The sequence below is a fragment of the Acetatifactor muris genome (genome assembly GCF_024623325.1).
GTDB classification, from domain to species: domain Bacteria; phylum Bacillota; class Clostridia; order Lachnospirales; family Lachnospiraceae; genus Acetatifactor; species Acetatifactor muris.
The window spans coordinates 87,343-104,850 of record NZ_JANJZD010000005.1 but is presented as its reverse complement, the minus strand read 5'-3'; the positions used below and the strand labels follow the sequence as shown (position 1 = coordinate 104,850).

Genomic DNA, 17,508 nt, shown 5'->3' with positions numbered 1-17,508 from the left:
ATGAAGATCAGGTTGGAAGACAGGGAATTACAATTCAGAATCGACTTTATAACGCCTCCCAGTACCGTAGATTGAGTTAGTTCATCGGCAGTTTTTGTGTGCTGCCAACATAAAGTGATGAAGTGAACCATGACTGTCTGCCTGCAGGAGCCATGGTTTTTTTGTCGTTATGGGTACGGGGAGAGTTGAGTCATTAAAAACGGAGTAATGGAATGAAAGTCCGCAAATGCGGGCAGGGGGTGTGTAATAATGAATTTACCAAAAAGTTTTGTCAGCGTGGCAGCGAAATACGGAATTTCCAAAGAGGAAATTATTTTCGCCGCCATGGCTGACTTTGACAGTGAGTATCGGTTTGCGGATACCATTGTGGCGCTGACTGCGGAAAAGCTGGTGCTGGCGGCCTATCCCTACCGGGAAAAGGAAGAGTATCGCTTCGGCGGTTATGGAGGCTGGCAGATTACGGAAGGGAGGACGGCGGGAAAGGAATCCCTTTCCAGAGAACGGGCGGCTCTGGCACAGGAGCCGGCACTGCAGATATTTGAGTTGCAGAAAGTGGGGAAGACAGAGGTGATCCGGCAGGTTTCCACAGGTGTGCTTCTGGGGGAAATTGACGGTGTGGAGCGGAATCTCTGCCATTTTTCCAATACCAGGATGGAATCCTTTTTAAAGGTCTGCAGTCTGGCGCAGAAGCTGAAAAAAGGAGAAGAGATATCGGAAGAGGATCTGGATATACAGAAAGGGAAGGAATGCTGCCCTCAGTGTGGTATGCTTTATCCTGATCAGGAGAGGAAGATCTGTCCCAAATGTATGGATAAAAAATCCATTTTGTTTCGGGTTCTGTCGTATTTCAAACCTTACAAAAAATGTCTTGTGGTGATGATGCTCTGCTATCTGGGGACAGCGGCGCTGAATCTGGTATGGCCGTACTTAAGCGGCACCATTCTCTATGATAGAATTCTCGCAAAGGACGAGGCCTTTCTGGCGTTTTTACACATTCCGGCGGGCCGCTTTATGACGGCGCTTACTGTACTGGTACTTGCCATGATCGTTGCAAAAGTACTGATTCAGGCGCTGGGGATTCTGCAGGGAGTGCTGACGGCGAAGATTGCGCCGGAAGTGGTGGCAAAGCTGAAAAGTCAGGTGTTCGGCTCCATGGGGAGGCTGTCCATCAGCTTCTATTCCAAGCGGCAGACCGGCGGTCTGATGACCAGGGTGTCGGATGATGCGGAAGAAATAGCGGTCTTTTTTATAGACGGAATTCCTTACTTTTTCATCAATGCGGGGACTATACTGGCCACGACGGTGATTATGTTCATGCTGAATCCCGTGCTGGCGCTGGTTTCTGTGATTCTGATGCCTGTGCTGGTGGTTATCAGCTATCGCATGATACCCCATCTGTGGCACTATTACGGCAAAAGACACAGGGCCAACCGCCGTCTGAAGGGGCAGATGAATGAGAACTTTACAGGAGCCCGGGTGGTGAAGGCATTCGGACAGCAGGAACAGGAGATGACCCGGTTTGCCAAAAATAATGGAAAGGTGAAGACAGCGGAGATGGATCTGGTCCGCTATGACAATAAATTTTTTGCGCTGTATTGTTCCGTGGAGGACGCCATCAGCTTTCTGGTGTGGGCTGTGGGCGGTGCCATGATTATCGGAGGATCCAATGTCGAGCTGGGTATGCTGCTGACCTTTTCCGGCTATGTGGGGCAGCTGAGAGGGCCGCTGGAATTCATGTCCAGAATTATCCGCTGGTATACCCAGTGCATGAATTCGGCGCAGCGTATGTTTGAGATCATTGATGCGGTGCCGGAAGTGAAGGAAATGCCCAATCCCTTACGACCTGAGAAACTGAGAGGCGAAATCGAGCTGAAGGATGTGACCTTCGGGTACGAAGCCAATAAGCCCATTCTGAAAAATATCAGTTTTCATGTACAGGCAGGCGAAGTGTTCGGCATTGTGGGACGTTCCGGAGCGGGAAAGTCCACTCTGGTGAACCTGATATCCAGGCTCTATGACACCCAGGAGGGGGAAGTGCTGGTGGACGGTGTCAATGTAAAACAGTATGGATTCCGTGAACTGCGCAAAAATGTGGCCATGGTGTCCCAGGAGACTTACATTTTCATGGGGACTGTGGCGGAGAATATCGCCTACGCACGGCCGGAGGCCACCCGGGAGGAAATCATCAGGGCTGCCGTCCAGGCCAACGCCCATGATTTTATCTGCAAGATGCCGGAGGGCTATGACACCCTGCTGGGCTCTTCCAGCCGCTCGCTGTCGGGGGGAGAGAAGCAGAGAATCTCCATTGCCAGGGCGATTCTGGCGGACCCTAAAATTCTGATACTGGACGAGGCCACTTCGGCGGTGGATACGGAGACGGAGCTTGCCATCCAGAAATCCCTGGAGAAGCTGGAGAAGGGCAGAACAGTGCTGTCCATAGCCCACAGACTCTCTACCCTGCGCAACGCCACACATCTGATTGTGCTGGATGACGGCAGGCTGACAGAATCGGGGACCCATGAAGAGCTGCTGGCGCAGAAGGGGACTTATTACAAACTGAGCGAGCTGCAGACCAAAGCGCTTGCCATGCGGGGAATCGAGTAAGACAGAGAACATAAATGTTGATTATGGAGGTGTGTAAAATAGATGGAAGGACAGGAGAATACAAGGGTTGACCTGCTTGACCTGGAAGAATTTGACGAGGAGGCTCTGAGGAAGGAATCGGAGGAACTTCTGGAGATGCGTTTTCTCACCGGAGAAAACGCGCAGTTTGCCAGGACGGCCGGCGGATTTGTCTCGCTGAAGACAAAAGAGAAAGAATATGACAGAGTGGGAGTCTATCTGACGTTCCCGCTGACCAATCCGGAGGAATTCATTTCCATCCGGGAGGCGGACGAGAAGGCGAAGGAGATTGGCATGATAGAGAAGCTGTCACAGCTTCCGAAAGAGCAGCAGGAAATGCTTCGGGAGCAGATTAAGCTGCGTTACTTTATGCCGGCCATCACCAAAGTGATGGATGTGAGGGATGAGTACGGGCATGCTTACTGGAATGTGATGACAACCTTCGGAGCCTGCCGTTTTACCACGCAGATGAGCGGCGACGCGGTGATTCACTTAAGTGATTCCAGACTGCTGGTGACGGATATCGACGGGAACCGTTATGAGATACCGGATTTCTACCAGCTGAGTGTGATAGAGAGGAAAAAGCTGGATCTCTTTATTTAGTTTATATGGGTGAAAGGGTTGGAAATTTATGAAACTATTATATACTTTGAGTGACAGTCAGAGGGCCGCTCTGGAGCTGAAGCCCGGAGAGGAGCCGCAGTACTGTGTGCCCACAGATCTGGATTATGACGGCGGAAAGATGCGGGTGCGGGAACAATATGCGGACAAAATCTGGCTTGTGGTGACTCAGGAACGCTTTCTGGTGCTGGAGGACGAGAAAGTGAGCGCTTCGTTTCTGCTGGATGACTGTGAGAAAATCAAATGTGAGCATCAGGTGCACAGCGGGATTGTCATTGTGGTGAAGAAGGACGGACTGTCCGTCTGTGCGGCGCGTTTTTCCATGAGGCATATTGTCCGGGCCGCATATGCGGTCCGGGGAGCGCAGGCGATTCTCACAGCCAGACGAAAGGGAGAGACACCGGAAAGAATAGTCAGTCTGGAATATGAGAAATATTGTGAGAAATGCGGCCGTGCGCTTCCGGGCACCAGAAAATGTCCCTACTGTGAGGGGAAAGCGGACATTCTCAAAAAATTTATGTCACTTTGCGGAGAATATGTGGGAAAGCTGCTGGTAATTTCTCTGATCATGGTGCTGATTACCATTGTAAATCTGGTTACCCCGCTGATCCAGCGGCAGTTTATCGACGGCGTACTGGCCACAGGAAACGGCGGATGGAAAGAACTGTGGATTTTTGTGGGTGTCACGTTTTCCATGCTGGTGGCTCGTATTCTGCTGGAAGTGTACAGGTTCTGGCACTGTATGGCCCTGGGAACGTCCCTGAGCATGTCCATGAGGCGCAGCCTGTATTACAAGATACAGACCCTGTCTCTTTCCTTTATCAACAATCGGAAGCCGGGGGAACTGCTGAACCGTGTATCCCAGGATACCAATCAGATACGCCGGTTTATGGAAGAGGTATTCGGAGAAATGTTTTCCACTCTGCTGACCATGACAGTGTCTCTGGTTGTCATGTTTATGATCAGTTGGAAAATGACTTTGTTCTCGCTGGTGTTTGTGGTGGTGGTATTTGTTGTCACCAAAGCATTCTGGCACCATATCCGCAGTATTTTCCACAGACAGTGGCTGAAGGCGGATGATCTGGCCAGCAATCTCCAGGACATTATCTCCGGAATGCGGGTGGTCAAATCTTTCGGCAAGGAAGAGAAGGAAGCGGCACGCTTTCAGAAAAAGACGGAAGAGTTTGCCGCTATCAATAAAAAGAACGAAATCTTCTGGGCGGTCTTCTTCCCCATTGTGACCTTTCTGATGGGGGCCGGCTCCTATATTGCCGTCTATTTCGGCGGTATGGACGTGCTGAACGACAGGATGACTCTGGGCGAGCTGGTGCAGTTTATCACCTACTGCGGCTATCTGTTCGGCCCTTTGAGCTGGATGACACATATGCCACGAATGGTCATGCAGATGATTACCAGTCTGAACCGGATTTACGATGTGCTGGACGAGGAGCCTGTGATTGCGGACAGCGATGACAGCCGGGAATTTCCTGTCAAAGGTGCTTTTACTTTTGAGAATGTCTCTTTCGGTTATCACACTTATGAGCCGGTGCTGGAAAATATCAGCTTTCAGGTGAAGCCCGGGGAGATGATCGGCCTGGTGGGCGCTTCCGGCACGGGAAAATCCACGCTGATCAATCTGATCATGAGACTGTATGATGTGGACCAGGGAAGGATTACCATAGACGGCGTGGATATCCGAAAGGTGAAGACGGAAAGTCTGCACTCCCAGATCGGCGTAGTGCTTCAGGAGACTTTTCTGTTCTCCGGCAGCATTCTTGCCAATATCCGGTTTGCAAAGCAGGATGCCTCCCTTGCGGAGGTGATCCAGGCGGCGAAAGCGGCCAACGCCCATGACTTTATCTGTAAGACACCGGACGGCTATAATACCTATGTGGGTGAGCACGGCTATAACCTTTCCGGCGGCGAGCGCCAGAGAATTGCCATTGCCAGGGCAATCCTGAACAATCCGAGGCTGCTGATTCTGGATGAAGCCACATCGGCGCTGGATACGGAGAGCGAGTTCCTGATACAGCAGGCCCTGGACCGGCTTGTGAAGGGCAGGACGACGTTTGCCATAGCCCATCGGCTTTCCACCCTGCGCAATGCGGACCGGCTTGTGGTGATCGACAGACACGGTGTCGCCGAGATTGGCACGCACAACGAACTGCTGGAGAAGAAGGGAATCTATTACGGATTGGTGACAGCCCAGCTGCAGATGGCAGAGGGAAAGTGACATTTCCGGGAAGTATCAGGGCCGTTGTGGCGGAAAAGGAACAGAAAATAAGATTAGAAAATCATGGGAAAAAGATATTGACAAAGCATATGAACCAGATTATAATGAAGCAGTATGTGAAGCGCACTATGTCTATCAGGGATACAGGCTGTGTAAATGTCCCCAGGAGTCATTATGTTTGTAAATTTATCTGATGTACTGACATCCGAAGGGATGCAGCTGAAAAAAGAGATACCTCTTGAGATGAACGTTTTTGAGTGCAGAGGGGAAAGGTTCGAGATTACAGGGCGGACTCCCGTGTCTCTCGTGATTACGAATGCCGGTCCCGGCAGGGCGAAGATTGAGGGAGGCATGGAACTGACCCTTCAGGCGGGCTGCGACAGATGCCTGACGGAGGTACCGGTGGAACTGAAGCTGGAATTTGACCGTGTTGCTCTGATGCCGGGAGGAAAGCCTACGGAGGCCGAGGACGAAGTGGCTCTGACAGAGGGGTATCAGCTGGATACGGAAGCTTTCGTGCGCAATGAGATTTTGATTAACTGGCCTGTGAAGATTCTGTGCAGAGAGGACTGCAAGGGAATATGTCCTGTGTGTGGGCAGAATCTGAATATGAGGGACTGCGGATGCGATACATTTGTTCCGGATCCCCGTATGGCAGTAATACAAGATATTTTCAAGAATAAGGAGGTGTAACAATGTCTATTTGTCCTAAGAATAAATCTTCCAAAAGCAGAAGGGATAAGAGGAGAGCAAACTGGAAAATGAGTGCTCCCACTCTGGTAAAATGCAGCAGATGCGGCGTGCTTATGGTACCGCACAGAGTGTGCAAAGCCTGCGGTTCTTACAACAAGAAGCAGGTTATAAATGTTGACTGAAGACAGGATCGTTTGTGCATTGCATAGTGGACATGCGGTCGACATTTAGATGCCGGCAGTGAGCCAGGGCGTTCTGAAGGACGCCCTTTTCTTATGTGAAAAAATTCTTGATTTTTATTTCAGATTCTATTATAGTAAAATATGGAATATAAAATGCCTGTAAACAACTGAAAGGAAGTCCAATCACGGAAGGAAGAACGGATGGCTGAGATGGTAAATGTGGCGGTAGACGCCATGGGCGGAGACAATGCGCCTGGGGAAGTTGTCAAAGGTGCGGTAGACGCGGTAAATGCCGACAGGAGGGTAAAGGTATTTCTGGTAGGCCGGGAGCCTGTGATAAAAGAAGAGCTGAACAAATATACTTATCCCCCGGAGCAGATGGAAATAGTACATGCGGAGGATGTCATTGAGACAGGAGAACCTCCGGTAATGGCAATCCGCAGGAAGAAAGATTCTTCTATTGTAAAGTCCATGTATATGGTTAAGAACGGAGAGTGCGACGCTTTTGTCTCGGCAGGAAGTACCGGAGCGGTGCTGGTTGGCGGTCAGGTTATTGTGGGCCGGATTAAGGGTGTGGAGAGGCCGCCTCTTGCCCCTGTGATTCCGCATGTCAGCGGTGTGAGTCTTCTGCTGGACTGCGGCGCCAATGTGGATGCCAGACCTTCTCAGCTTCTGCAGTTTGCCAAGATGGGATCTGTTTATATGGAAAGTGTAATTGGCATTCAGAATCCGAGAGTGGGACTGGTGAATATCGGCGCGGAGGAAGAGAAGGGGAACGCGCTGACGAAAGAAGCCTATCCTCTTTTGAAGAACTGCCCGGAGATCAATTTCGTGGGCAATGTGGAGGCCAGGGATATTCCCATGGGAGCGGCGGACGTGCTGGTCTGCGAAGCTTTTGTGGGGAATGTGGTACTGAAGATGCTGGAGGGAGTCAGCGGAGCCCTGATTCAGAAGATCAAGGCCGGGATGATGAGCAGCCTGAGAAGCAAGATAGGAGCGCTGCTGGTGAAGCCCGCTCTGAAGCAGACGCTGAAGGGATTCAGCACGGAGGAATACGGCGGAGCGCCGCTGCTGGGGTTGAACGGACTGGTAGTTAAAACCCACGGAAGCAGTAAGGCCATTGAAATTCGAAATTCTGTTTTGCAATGTATTGCATTTAAGGAACAGAAAATAAATCAAAAAATCAAAGAACAGATGGTTCTTGAGGATTAAGGAAAGGAGGTAACCGTATGGAATTCGAAAAACTGAAGAAAATCATTGCGGAGGTATTGAACCTGGATCCTGATGAGATTGCCATGGAATCTACCTTTGTAGACGATCTGGGTGCCGATTCCCTGGATGTGTTCCAGATTGTGTCGGGAATCGAAGAGGAATTCAACATTGATATTCCTGCTGAGAAAGCGGAAAAGATCAGTACTGTGGAAGAAGCAGTGGAATTAATCAAAAGCGCGTTACCCTAAATACGCTCAGTCATATGGACTATAATAAGAGCAGTCCGCTATGCGACTGCTCATTTGCGTTCAGACGATTTCAGTCTGAGTGCCATAATGTAAAAAGGAAGAAGACAAATATGCTGGATGGTTATACCATGGAGACATTGGAGGAACGAATCGGATATCACTTTCGGGATCATGCGCTGCTGAAACAGGCTCTGACCCACAGTTCCTTTACCAATGAACAGAAAATCCGCAAAGGGAAAAATTATGAAAGGCTGGAATTCCTGGGAGATGCAGTGCTTGAGGTGGTTACCAGCGAATTTCTGTACCATGAATATGAAGAAATGTCAGAGGGAGAACTGACCAAAATGCGTGCTTCCATGGTCTGCGAACCTGCTCTGGCATTCTGCGCAAAGGACCTGGAGCTGGGAGAATTTATGCTGCTGGGAAGGGGAGAAGAGAACACCGGGGGCCGCAGACGTGACAGTCTTACTTCCGATGTCATGGAAGCGCTGATTGGCGCGGTCTATCTGGACGGCGGTATGGAGCCGGCGAGGACATTTATCAATCGCTTTATTCTGTCCGATCTGGAGGACAAGCAGCTGTTCTATGACAGCAAGAGCAATCTGCAGGAGCTGATACAGGGCAGACTGAAGAAGGAATTCAGCTATGAGCTGCTGTCGGAGAGCGGACCGGAACATGATAAAATATTTCATGTGCTGGTATGTATGGAGGGCGAGACTCTTGGTACCGGAGAGGGAAAGACCAAAAAAGCGGCGGAGCAGCAGGCGGCATATAAGGCACTGTTGTTTCTGAGGGAGAGGGAATGTATTTAAAAAGCATCGAGGTGCAGGGCTTTAAGTCCTTTGCCAATAAAATCAACTTTCAATTCCACAATGGGATAACGGGAATCGTGGGTCCCAACGGAAGCGGAAAGAGCAATGTGGCGGATGCGGTCCGCTGGGTTCTGGGAGAACAGCGCGTGAAGCAGCTGCGCGGAGCCAGCATGCAGGATGTCATTTTCTCGGGTACGGAGAACAGAAAGCCGCTGAGCTACGCATATGTATCTATTACGTTGGACAATGCGGATCATCAGCTGGCCATTGACTTTGACGAAGTGACGGTGGCAAGGCGCATTTACCGTTCCGGAGAAAGTGAATATCTGATTAACGGAAGTCCGTGCAGACTGAAGGATGTAAATGAACTGTTTTATGATACAGGTATCGGCAAGGAAGGATATTCTATCATCGGACAGGGACAAATTGACAAAATCCTGAGCGGCAAGCCGGAGGAGCGGAGAGAGCTTTTCGACGAAGCGGCGGGCATCGTAAAATTCAAGCGCAGAAAGGCGGCGGCTCAGGTAAAGCTGGAGAATGAGAAACAGAATCTGGTCCGGGTGAACGACATTCTCTCGGAGCTGGAGAAACAGACCGGTCCTCTGGAGCGCCAGTCTGAGACGGCCAGAATCTATCTGCGAAAGCGGGAAGAGCTGAAAAACCTGGATGTAAATGCATTTCTTCTGGAGAATGCCAGACTCAGAGAACAGCTGCGGTCCGTGGAAGAAAAATATGGGACGGCAAGCGCCGAGCTTTCCGAGACCAATGAAGCCTACGAGGGGATAAAGGAGGAATACGGTCGAATTCAGGAAGAAATCGAGAGACTGGAGACTGCCATTGAGGAAGCCAGAAGTACTGTAACCGATGCAGGACTTACCAGGGGCAGGCTGGAAGGAGAGATGAATGTCCTGAAGGAGCAGATTAATTCCGCCAGGGGCAGCGAATCCCATCTGAACAGCCGCCGGGACGCTCTTCAGGAAGAGATCGCCGCCAGAGAACAGGACAGAGTGTCCATTCTCAGGGAAAAAGAAGAAACGGATGCGCAGATGCGGGAGATCCATGAAAAGGCAGATGCGGCCAGAGGAACTCTGGAGGAAATACAGGAAAAAATCTCGCAGTTGAATGCCGGCATGGAAGCCGGGAAGAATACCATTATCGGAGAACTGAATCAGAGAGCTACCATCAAATCGCGGATGGAACGTCTGGATACCATGATGGAGCAGGTGAATATCAGAAGAGCAGAGCTGAATTCCAGGCTGCTGCGACATAAATCCGACGAGGCTGCCAGAGAGGAGACAATAAAGAACCTGGAGGCGGAATTTGCAGCAATTACAGAGGAAATCCGCACACTGAACGACCAGGAAAAAAATGTGGAGCAGGAGCTTGGCACGTTCCGGGAGACATTGACCCAAAAGGACGGAAGACTGAAAGAAGCCCAGAGCGCCTATCACATGGAAAAGTCCAGACTGGAGGCACTGTCCAATCTGGCCGAGCGTTACGAGGGTTATGGCGGCAGCGTCAAAAAGGTGATGGAGCAGAAGGAAAAGAACCGGGGGATTATCGGAGTTGTGGCGGACATCATCCAGGCGGAGAAGAAATATGAGACTGCCATAGAGACGGCCCTGGGCGGGAATATTCAGAATATTGTCACAGACAATGAAGAATCTGCCAAGCAGATGATTGCCTATCTGAAGACCAACAAACTGGGCAGAGCCACTTTCCTGCCGCTGACAAGTATTCGGAATCCCCAGAAGTTTAAGAACGACAGTGTGCTTGCCGAAAAAGGTGTAATCGGAACGGCGGATACGCTGGTGAAGATCGAGGACAGATACCGGGATGTGGCAGGCTCTCTTCTGGGACGCATTGTGGTGGTAGACAATGTGGACAACGCGGTGAAGCTGGCCGGGAAATACAACCACAGTATCCGGATAGTCACGCTGGAAGGCGAGCTTCTGGTTCCGGGAGGCGCCATCAGCGGAGGTGCCTATAAGAATAACAGCAACCTGCTGGGCAGAAGGCGGGAAATCGACGAGCTGAACGGAAAGGTGAAGAAGCTGCAGAGTTCCATTGAGGAGATAGACCGGGAGATTGAACAGACGAAGGCCAGACGAACCAGACTGCGGGTGGATCTGGAGGCCATAAAGGGTGAGATACAGCGCAAATCCATAGAGCAGAATACGGCCAGACTCAACATTGCCCAAGCCAGAGAACGCATGGAGGAGGAAGTGGAGAGCGCCGTTTCCCTGAGGCTGGAAGAGAAGGAAATCGAAGAGAAAATCCTGGAAATCAGGAGAGACAGAGAGACGATCAGAGAGGCGCTTTCCTCCAGTGAGGAACAGGAAAAATCTGTTCAGGAGCAGATTGCAGCCCTGGGACAGGAGCTGGAAGAACAGCGAAAGACAGAGTCGGAAGCGGCGGCACTTGTCTCCGAGTGGGATTTGAAAGTGGAAAAGATGCGTCAGACTCTGGGCTTTAAACAGAGCAATGTGGAACGTATTCTGGGAGAGATTGAACGATTCCGGGGAGAGCTGGCGGAAATCCTTCAGGCCCTGGAGGAAAACCGGCAGGAGGTGGAGCGAAGGCAGAGAAACATCCTGGAGATTGAGAAGACCATCGATGCTTCCTTTGCGGCACAGAGTGAGTCTGAAAGGAAACTGAAGGAGGACGTGACCAGGCGGGAAGAGCTGACAGAAAGGCAGAAAACCTTTTTTGCCAGACGGGAAGAACTGTCTGAGAAAAGGGCCGCGCTGGATAAGGAAACCTATCGGCTGAATGCCCAGAAGGAGAGAATGGAAGAATCTCTGGAATCCCAGATCAATTATATGTGGGATGAATATGAGATAACGCTGAGCGATGCCGCTGCTCTTCGGAATGAAGCCATGACGGATCTATCCGCAATGAAGAAGGAGATTGCCGCTCTGCGGGACCAGATTAAAAAGCTGGGAGATGTCAATGTAAATGCCATTGAGGATTATAAAAACCTCATGGAGCGTTTTACCTTTATGACCGGTCAGCGGGATGATCTGGTGGAAGCGGAGAAGACACTGGAGGGCATTATAGAAGAGCTGGACAGTGCCATGAGAAAGCAGTTTGCTGAAAAGTTCGCGGAGATTGGCAGAGAGTTTGACAAGGTATTTAAGGAGCTGTTCGGAGGCGGAAAAGGTACTCTGGAGCTGATTGAGGAGGAAGATATTCTCGAGGCGGGTATCCGCATTATCGCCCAGCCCCCCGGAAAGAAGCTGCAGAATATGATGCAGCTGTCAGGAGGGGAGAAAGCGCTGACGGCCATATCACTGCTTTTTGCCATTCAGAATCTGAAGCCGTCTCCTTTTTGCCTGCTGGATGAGATTGAAGCGGCCCTGGATGATTCCAATGTGGGAAGATTTGCCAAATATCTGCACAAGCTGACACGAAACACACAGTTTATCGTGATAACGCACAGAAGAGGTACCATGGAACAGGTAGACCGGCTGTATGGAATTACCATGCAGGAAAAAGGCGTTTCCACTCTGGTAAGTGTGAGTCTGATTGACAAGGACCTGGAATAAATGTGAATTGCTTCACACGAAACCCAGGAACAGCGTTTTTCGGATGGCTGGAGAGTCGGAATAAATCGGCGGAGGGATGACGAAGATGGGAGAAGAGAAGAAAGGTTTTTTTACCAGGTTAAAAGAAGGACTGGCCAAGACAAGAAATAATATTGTCAGGGGAATCGATTCCCTGTTCAGCGGTTTTTCGGCTATTGATGACGAATTTTATGAGGAACTGGAAGAGATACTGATCATGGGCGACATCGGCGTAAATGCCACCATGGAAATCGTAAGCCGCCTGAAGGCACAGATAAAGGAGAGACATATCAGGGAACCCCAGGAGTGCAAGCAGCTGCTGATAGAGGGAATCAAGGAGCAGATGCGGGTAGGGGAAAATGCTTATGATTTTGAAAAGAAACAGTCTGTGATCATGGTGATTGGTGTCAACGGGGTGGGAAAGACCACATCTGTGGGAAAGCTTGCGGGAAAGCTGAAGGATGACGGCAGAAAAGTGCTGATAGCCGCCGCAGATACCTTTCGGGCGGCTGCCGGTGATCAGCTGGCAGAATGGGCAAGGCGTGCGGATGTACCTGTGGTGGGCGGCAGCGAGGGTGCGGACCCGGCCAGCGTTGTCTTTGACGCGGTCAGCGCGGCCAAAGCCAGAGGGGTGGATGTGCTCCTGATTGACACTGCAGGACGGCTCCATAACAAAAAAAATCTGATGGAAGAACTCCGCAAAATGAATCGTATCGTGGAGAGAGAATTCCCGGATGCACACAGAGAGAATCTCATTGTTCTGGACGGAACCACAGGGCAGAACGCCCTTGTGCAGGCCAGGGAATTCGGCGAGGTGGCGGATCTGACAGGTATCATTCTCACCAAGATGGACGGAACCGCGAAAGGAGGCATCGCCGTGGCCATACAGTCTGAACTGCGGGTTCCGGTAAAATATATTGGTGTGGGGGAGACCATAGACGACCTTCAGAAATTCGACTCGGATGAATTTGTGAACGCGCTGTTTGACGTGCGGCAGGACACATAGGACAGTCTCGGAACTGAAGGGACGCAACTGGAATAGGAGATAAGGAAGAGATGACAGAAGAATACAGGAAAGAGACAGAAGGCCTTTCCCTGGAGAAATTTGAGGAGGCTTCGGAGATTGTAAAGCGGGTAATTCTGGAGACAAAGCTGGTGTTCAGCGAATATCTCAGTGCCAAGACCGGAAATAAAGTGTACCTAAAGCCTGAAAACATGCAGCTGACAGGCGCATATAAGCTTCGCGGCGCATATTATAAAATCAGTACCCTCACCGAGGAAGAGCGGGGGAGAGGACTGATTACGGCATCGGCGGGTAACCATGCGCAGGGAGTTGCCTATGCGGCCAAAGCCTACGGCGTGAAAGCTGTCATTGTGATGCCTACCACCACGCCGTTAATCAAGGTGAACCGCACCAAAAGTTACGGGGCCCAGGTAGTACTGTACGGAGATGTGTATGATGAAGCATGTGGGAAGGCGTATGAGCTGGCGGAGGAGAACGGATATACCTTTATACATCCTTTCGACGATCTGACAGTGGCTACCGGACAGGGAACTGTCGCCATGGAGATTGTGAAGGAGCTGCCGCTGGTAGATTATATTCTGGTGCCCATCGGTGGAGGCGGTCTGGCCACAGGCGTGTCGGCACTGGCAAAACTGCTGAATCCGAAAATTAAGGTGATTGGAGTGGAGCCGGCCGGGGCAAACTGTATGCAGAGGTCTCTTGCGGAGGGAAAAGTGGTGACTCTGCCGAAAGTCAATACCATAGCGGACGGAACGGCGGTGAAGACTCCGGGAGGCAAACTGTTTCCTTATCTTCAGCAGAATCTGGATGATATTATTACCGTGGAGGATAAGGAGCTGGTGGTTGCCTTTCTTGATATGGTGGAAAATCATAAGATAGTTGTGGAAAATTCCGGACTGCTGGCGGTGGCCGCGCTGAAGCACCTGGATGTGAAAGGGAAAAAGGTGGTGTCCATTTTAAGCGGAGGCAACATGGATGTGACTATCATGTCTTCTGTGGTGCAGCAGGGGCTGATTATGAGAGACAGGATTTTCACCGTATCCATACTTCTGCCGGATAAGCCCGGTGAACTGCACAAGGTGTCAGGGCTCATTGCAGGGGTGGACGGAAATGTGGTCAAGCTGGAGCATAACCAGTTTGTCACCATCAACAGAAATGCGGCTGTGGAACTGCGCATTACCATGGAAGCGTTTGGAACAGACCATAAGAACCGAATTATGGAAGCTTTGGAAAAAGAAGGCTACAGCCCGAAACAGGTGACTACAAGTATCTGATTCGGAAAGGGACTGTGAAAGGAGACATGTACATTCTGGTATGGGGAAACAGGTCAGAGAGCAGAAAAACCAATCGGGACCGGAAGAAAAGAAAACGATAAGACGAAGAATTGCTGATTACCTGATGATAACGCTGGCTGCGGGCATCTATGCGGCTGCCGTCAGCATGTTCCTTGATCCGAATTCCCTTGCTCCGGGAGGTGTCACCGGGATTGCCATTATTCTGAATCGAATTACGGGACTGGAGACAGGTACCTGGATGTTCGCCGTCAATATTCCGATTCTGCTGGTGGGTACCTGGAAGTTTGGCTTAAAGTTTATTCTGTCAACCCTGTACTGTACGGTGATGAGTTCTTACTTTACCAATCTGCTGGCGCCGCTGGGAGCGGTGACGGCAGATCCGCTGCTTGCGGCGCTGGCAGGCGGAGCGCTGATGGCCGTAGGGCTGGGATTGATTTTCAAGGCCGGAGCCACTTCCGGCGGAACGGACATTATTGTAAAGCTGTTGCGGCTGAAATTTCCCCATTTGAAAACCGGCGCCCTTTTTCTGCTGACGGATACGATTATTGTGACAGCATCTGCTTTTGTGTTCCAGGATATCGACACAGCGCTGTACGCGGGGCTGGTAGTGCTGGTGAACTCTCTGCTGCTGGATGTGGTGCTGTACGGCCATGACGGAGCGAAGATGCTTTTTATCATCAGTGACAGACATGAGAAGATTGCGGGGCGTATTCTGGAGGAACTGAATATCGGCGCCACCTATATGTCCGGAAATGGCGCATACAGTGGTAAGGATAAGAAGGTCATTCTGTGTGTGGTGAAGAAATATTTATTTCCAAAGGCGGAAGAAATTGTCCGTCAGGAAGACCCTGACGCTTTTATGATTATCACCAGCGCCACGGAGATCTATGGCGAGGGCTATAAAAGTATTTTCAGTCAGAAGCTGTAGACAGAAAGAGAAAAGACAGGGTGAAAAATGACACATAAGATATTGCTTGTAGATGATGAAAAAATGATGACGGAACTTCTGGAAGATCACCTGCGGGACTGTGGCTATGAGACTTTTTCGGCAAACAGCGCGGGGGAGGCAATCAGGCTGCTGCAGAAGCAGCCTGATCTGATTATACTGGATATCAATATGCCTGGGATGGACGGATTGGAGCTGTGCAGGAGCATACGTGACCATATTGTCTGTCCCATCCTTTTTGTGACGGCCCGGGTTACGGAGCAGGACAAAATAAACGGTCTGCAGTACGGAGGGGATGATTACATCACAAAACCTTTCAGCCTGAATGAACTGGCGGCCCGGGTGGCGGCACATCTGCGCAGGGATGAGAGGAACAGGAACAGGCCTTCCGTGCTCACCGCAGATGAACTGATTGTCAATCTCTCAGAAAGGGTGGTATGCTGCAGGGGAGAAGAGATTCCTTTTTCCAGAAGAGAATTCGATCTCATTGAATTTCTCATGACAAATGCGGGACAGGTGTTTGACAGAGAGCATATTTACGAAGCTGTCTGGGGCTATGATGCCGATGGGGACAGCAGTGTCATCAAGGAACATATCCGGAGGATACGGGGAAAGCTGAGAGAAGCCACGGGACATGATTATATCGAGACAGTCTGGGGGGTGGGATATAAATGGAACCGCTGAAAAGGAAACAAATATCTCTGAGAGGTTTTTTTCTTCTTACTGTTTTTTCCGTCTTCGGCGGGGTGGTTTTGCTGTCCGGACTGACCATCTGGGGATGTATGGCATTCAGACATTGGCTTTTGCCGGATCCGGAAGCCGTTTATCTGACTATGGAAGAGACGCTTCCTGACGGCGGCACAAGCACTTCTTCCTATTTGCTGGAATACGGAGAAACCACGAAGCAGTCTCAGATCATTGAGGAGTTCTATGGGGGTGAGACAGACCAGCACTCAGGCACAGAAGCATACGGTGGGAATATTGTGAGAAGGATAAGAGCTGCGGATATTGCTTATAGCGTTCAAAAGCTGGAGCGGGGATATGATACTCTGACGCCGAAGCGGAAGCTTGCCTGGCGACTGAGCGGTGCGGCACAGGTGCTGGTTCCCGGAATACTATCCGTCGGCGGCATTTTGTTTTGCGGGTTTTACTTTTACAGAAAGAAATTATCCTTACCGCTGAAATTGTTGTCGAATGCCACAACGCAGATTGCGGAACAGAATTTGGACTTTACGCTGGAATATTCCAAAGGGGATGAAATGGGAGAATTGTGTCGATCTTTTGAGGTCATGCGCAGGGAGCTGGCGGAAAATAACAGGGCCATGTGGGAGATGCTGGAACAGCGCAGGATGCTGCAGGCTTCCATTGCCCATGATCTGCGTAATCCCATTGCCATTGTGGAGGGATATACAGAATACCTGCAGATGAATCTGCCGACAGGAAAGCTGAGTCCCGACAAGGCAGAGAGGGTTGTCCGGAATCTGAATACGGCAGCAAAACGACTGGAGCGGTATACGGAATCGGTGAGGCAGCTGAACCAGCTGGAGGACATGGAACTTGTCAGGCAGGAGATTTCTTCCGGAGAGCTTCTGAGAGGAATTTGTGACGATCTGAAGGTGATGGCCGATAAGGCCGGGATTACATTGCGTGTAAATGACTCTCTGCCAGAGCAGACACTGCGGGCAGATACAGGCATAATCAGCCGGATTCTGGAAAATGTATTCGAAAATGCAGCCCGTTTTGCCCGGAATTCAGTGTCAGTGGATTTCACATTAGGGGAAGAAAGAATGGAGATTCTGGTGAGGGATGACGGGGAAGGCTTTCCGGAGGAAATGTTCGAAAAAGAGTGGAAAAAACGGTTTCCCGGCACACGGGAGGAAGGACATCTGGGGCTGGGACTGGCTATCAGCCGTACGCTCAGCAAAAAGCATGGAGGCAGTCTGCAGCTGACGAACTGGGAATCTCATGGAGCGGAAGTAAAAATTATTTTGAAAGTTTGACCAAAAATAGACTTTTTTGTTTTATTTTCTTTATGTTGGATGTAAAAGAAATAA

Annotated in this window: 14 protein-coding genes; all 14 read left to right on the top strand. The window is 50.5% G+C overall.

Features of this window, described 5'->3' with window-relative positions:
* The first annotated feature begins 249 nt into the window (after positions 1-249).
* Positions 250-2,604 (top strand): ABC transporter ATP-binding protein, encoded by a 2,355-nt coding sequence (locus tag NSB25_RS06260; protein ID WP_103238610.1) that lies wholly within the window; start codon positions 250-252, stop codon positions 2,602-2,604.
* Between the two features lie 42 nt (positions 2,605-2,646).
* Positions 2,647-3,225 (top strand): DUF1854 domain-containing protein, encoded by a 579-nt coding sequence (locus NSB25_RS06255; RefSeq protein ID WP_103238611.1) that lies wholly within the window; start codon positions 2,647-2,649, stop codon positions 3,223-3,225.
* Positions 3,226-3,253: 28 nt separating this feature from the next.
* Entirely contained in the window at positions 3,254-5,476 is a 2,223-nt protein-coding gene (locus NSB25_RS06250) for an ABC transporter ATP-binding protein (RefSeq protein WP_103238612.1), read from the top strand.
* A 174-nt stretch (positions 5,477-5,650) separates the two neighbouring features.
* Positions 5,651-6,169, top strand: coding sequence for a YceD family protein (locus NSB25_RS06245; RefSeq protein WP_172454979.1), 519 nt, complete (start codon positions 5,651-5,653; stop codon positions 6,167-6,169).
* A 2-nt stretch (positions 6,170-6,171) separates the two neighbouring features.
* Positions 6,172-6,351, top strand: coding sequence for a 50S ribosomal protein L32 (gene rpmF, locus NSB25_RS06240; RefSeq protein ID WP_103238615.1), 180 nt, complete (start codon positions 6,172-6,174; stop codon positions 6,349-6,351).
* A 201-nt stretch (positions 6,352-6,552) separates the two neighbouring features.
* The gene (plsX, locus tag NSB25_RS06235) at positions 6,553-7,563 is read left to right on the top strand and encodes a phosphate acyltransferase PlsX (protein ID WP_103238616.1); all 1,011 of its coding nucleotides are present in this window, start codon (positions 6,553-6,555) and stop codon (positions 7,561-7,563) included.
* A gap of 17 nt (positions 7,564-7,580) precedes the next feature.
* Positions 7,581-7,811 carry an acyl carrier protein gene (gene acpP / locus NSB25_RS06230; protein ID WP_103238617.1) on the top strand — a complete coding sequence of 77 codons (231 nt, stop codon included), beginning with the start codon at positions 7,581-7,583 and terminating at the stop codon, positions 7,809-7,811.
* Between the two features lie 110 nt (positions 7,812-7,921).
* Positions 7,922-8,623: a ribonuclease III gene (rnc, locus tag NSB25_RS06225; protein WP_103238618.1), complete on the top strand. Its 702-nt coding sequence runs from the start codon at positions 7,922-7,924 to the stop codon at positions 8,621-8,623.
* Positions 8,614-12,171: a chromosome segregation protein SMC gene (gene smc, locus NSB25_RS06220; protein WP_103238619.1), complete on the top strand. Its 3,558-nt coding sequence runs from the start codon at positions 8,614-8,616 to the stop codon at positions 12,169-12,171. The genes rnc and smc overlap by 10 nt, the downstream gene beginning before the upstream one ends.
* Positions 12,172-12,256: 85 nt before the next feature.
* The gene (ftsY, locus tag NSB25_RS06215; RefSeq protein ID WP_103238620.1) at positions 12,257-13,195 is read left to right on the top strand and encodes a signal recognition particle-docking protein FtsY; all 939 of its coding nucleotides are present in this window, start codon (positions 12,257-12,259) and stop codon (positions 13,193-13,195) included.
* Between the two features lie 50 nt (positions 13,196-13,245).
* The gene (ilvA, locus tag NSB25_RS06210) at positions 13,246-14,487 is read left to right on the top strand and encodes a threonine ammonia-lyase (protein WP_103238621.1); all 1,242 of its coding nucleotides are present in this window, start codon (positions 13,246-13,248) and stop codon (positions 14,485-14,487) included.
* Between the two features lie 40 nt (positions 14,488-14,527).
* Positions 14,528-15,436, top strand: coding sequence for a YitT family protein (locus NSB25_RS06205; protein ID WP_103238622.1), 909 nt, complete (start codon positions 14,528-14,530; stop codon positions 15,434-15,436).
* Between the two features lie 27 nt (positions 15,437-15,463).
* Complete coding sequence (locus tag NSB25_RS06200; protein WP_103238623.1) at positions 15,464-16,138, top strand: response regulator transcription factor; 675 nt, start codon at positions 15,464-15,466, stop codon at positions 16,136-16,138.
* Positions 16,126-17,454, top strand: coding sequence for a HAMP domain-containing sensor histidine kinase (locus NSB25_RS06195; protein WP_103238624.1), 1,329 nt, complete (start codon positions 16,126-16,128; stop codon positions 17,452-17,454). Before NSB25_RS06200 ends, NSB25_RS06195 begins: the two co-directional genes overlap by 13 nt.
* Positions 17,455-17,508: the final 54 nt, after the last annotated feature.

Coding starts and splice junctions, on each gene's coding strand:
- rnc (WP_103238618.1), top strand. CDS start 7,922: ATGCTGGATGGTTATACCATGGAGACATTGGAGGAACGAATCGGATAT.
- acpP (WP_103238617.1), top strand. CDS start 7,581: ATGGAATTCGAAAAACTGAAGAAAATCATTGCGGAGGTATTGAACCTG.
- NSB25_RS06245 (WP_172454979.1), top strand. CDS start 5,651: ATGTTTGTAAATTTATCTGATGTACTGACATCCGAAGGGATGCAGCTG.
- ilvA (WP_103238621.1), top strand. CDS start 13,246: ATGACAGAAGAATACAGGAAAGAGACAGAAGGCCTTTCCCTGGAGAAA.
- rpmF (WP_103238615.1), top strand. CDS start 6,172: ATGTCTATTTGTCCTAAGAATAAATCTTCCAAAAGCAGAAGGGATAAG.
- ftsY (WP_103238620.1), top strand. CDS start 12,257: ATGGGAGAAGAGAAGAAAGGTTTTTTTACCAGGTTAAAAGAAGGACTG.
- NSB25_RS06195 (WP_103238624.1), top strand. CDS start 16,126: ATGGAACCGCTGAAAAGGAAACAAATATCTCTGAGAGGTTTTTTTCTT.
- NSB25_RS06205 (WP_103238622.1), top strand. CDS start 14,528: ATGGGGAAACAGGTCAGAGAGCAGAAAAACCAATCGGGACCGGAAGAA.
- NSB25_RS06255 (WP_103238611.1), top strand. CDS start 2,647: ATGGAAGGACAGGAGAATACAAGGGTTGACCTGCTTGACCTGGAAGAA.
- NSB25_RS06260 (WP_103238610.1), top strand. CDS start 250: ATGAATTTACCAAAAAGTTTTGTCAGCGTGGCAGCGAAATACGGAATT.
- NSB25_RS06200 (WP_103238623.1), top strand. CDS start 15,464: ATGACACATAAGATATTGCTTGTAGATGATGAAAAAATGATGACGGAA.
- plsX (WP_103238616.1), top strand. CDS start 6,553: ATGGCTGAGATGGTAAATGTGGCGGTAGACGCCATGGGCGGAGACAAT.
- smc (WP_103238619.1), top strand. CDS start 8,614: ATGTATTTAAAAAGCATCGAGGTGCAGGGCTTTAAGTCCTTTGCCAAT.
- NSB25_RS06250 (WP_103238612.1), top strand. CDS start 3,254: ATGAAACTATTATATACTTTGAGTGACAGTCAGAGGGCCGCTCTGGAG.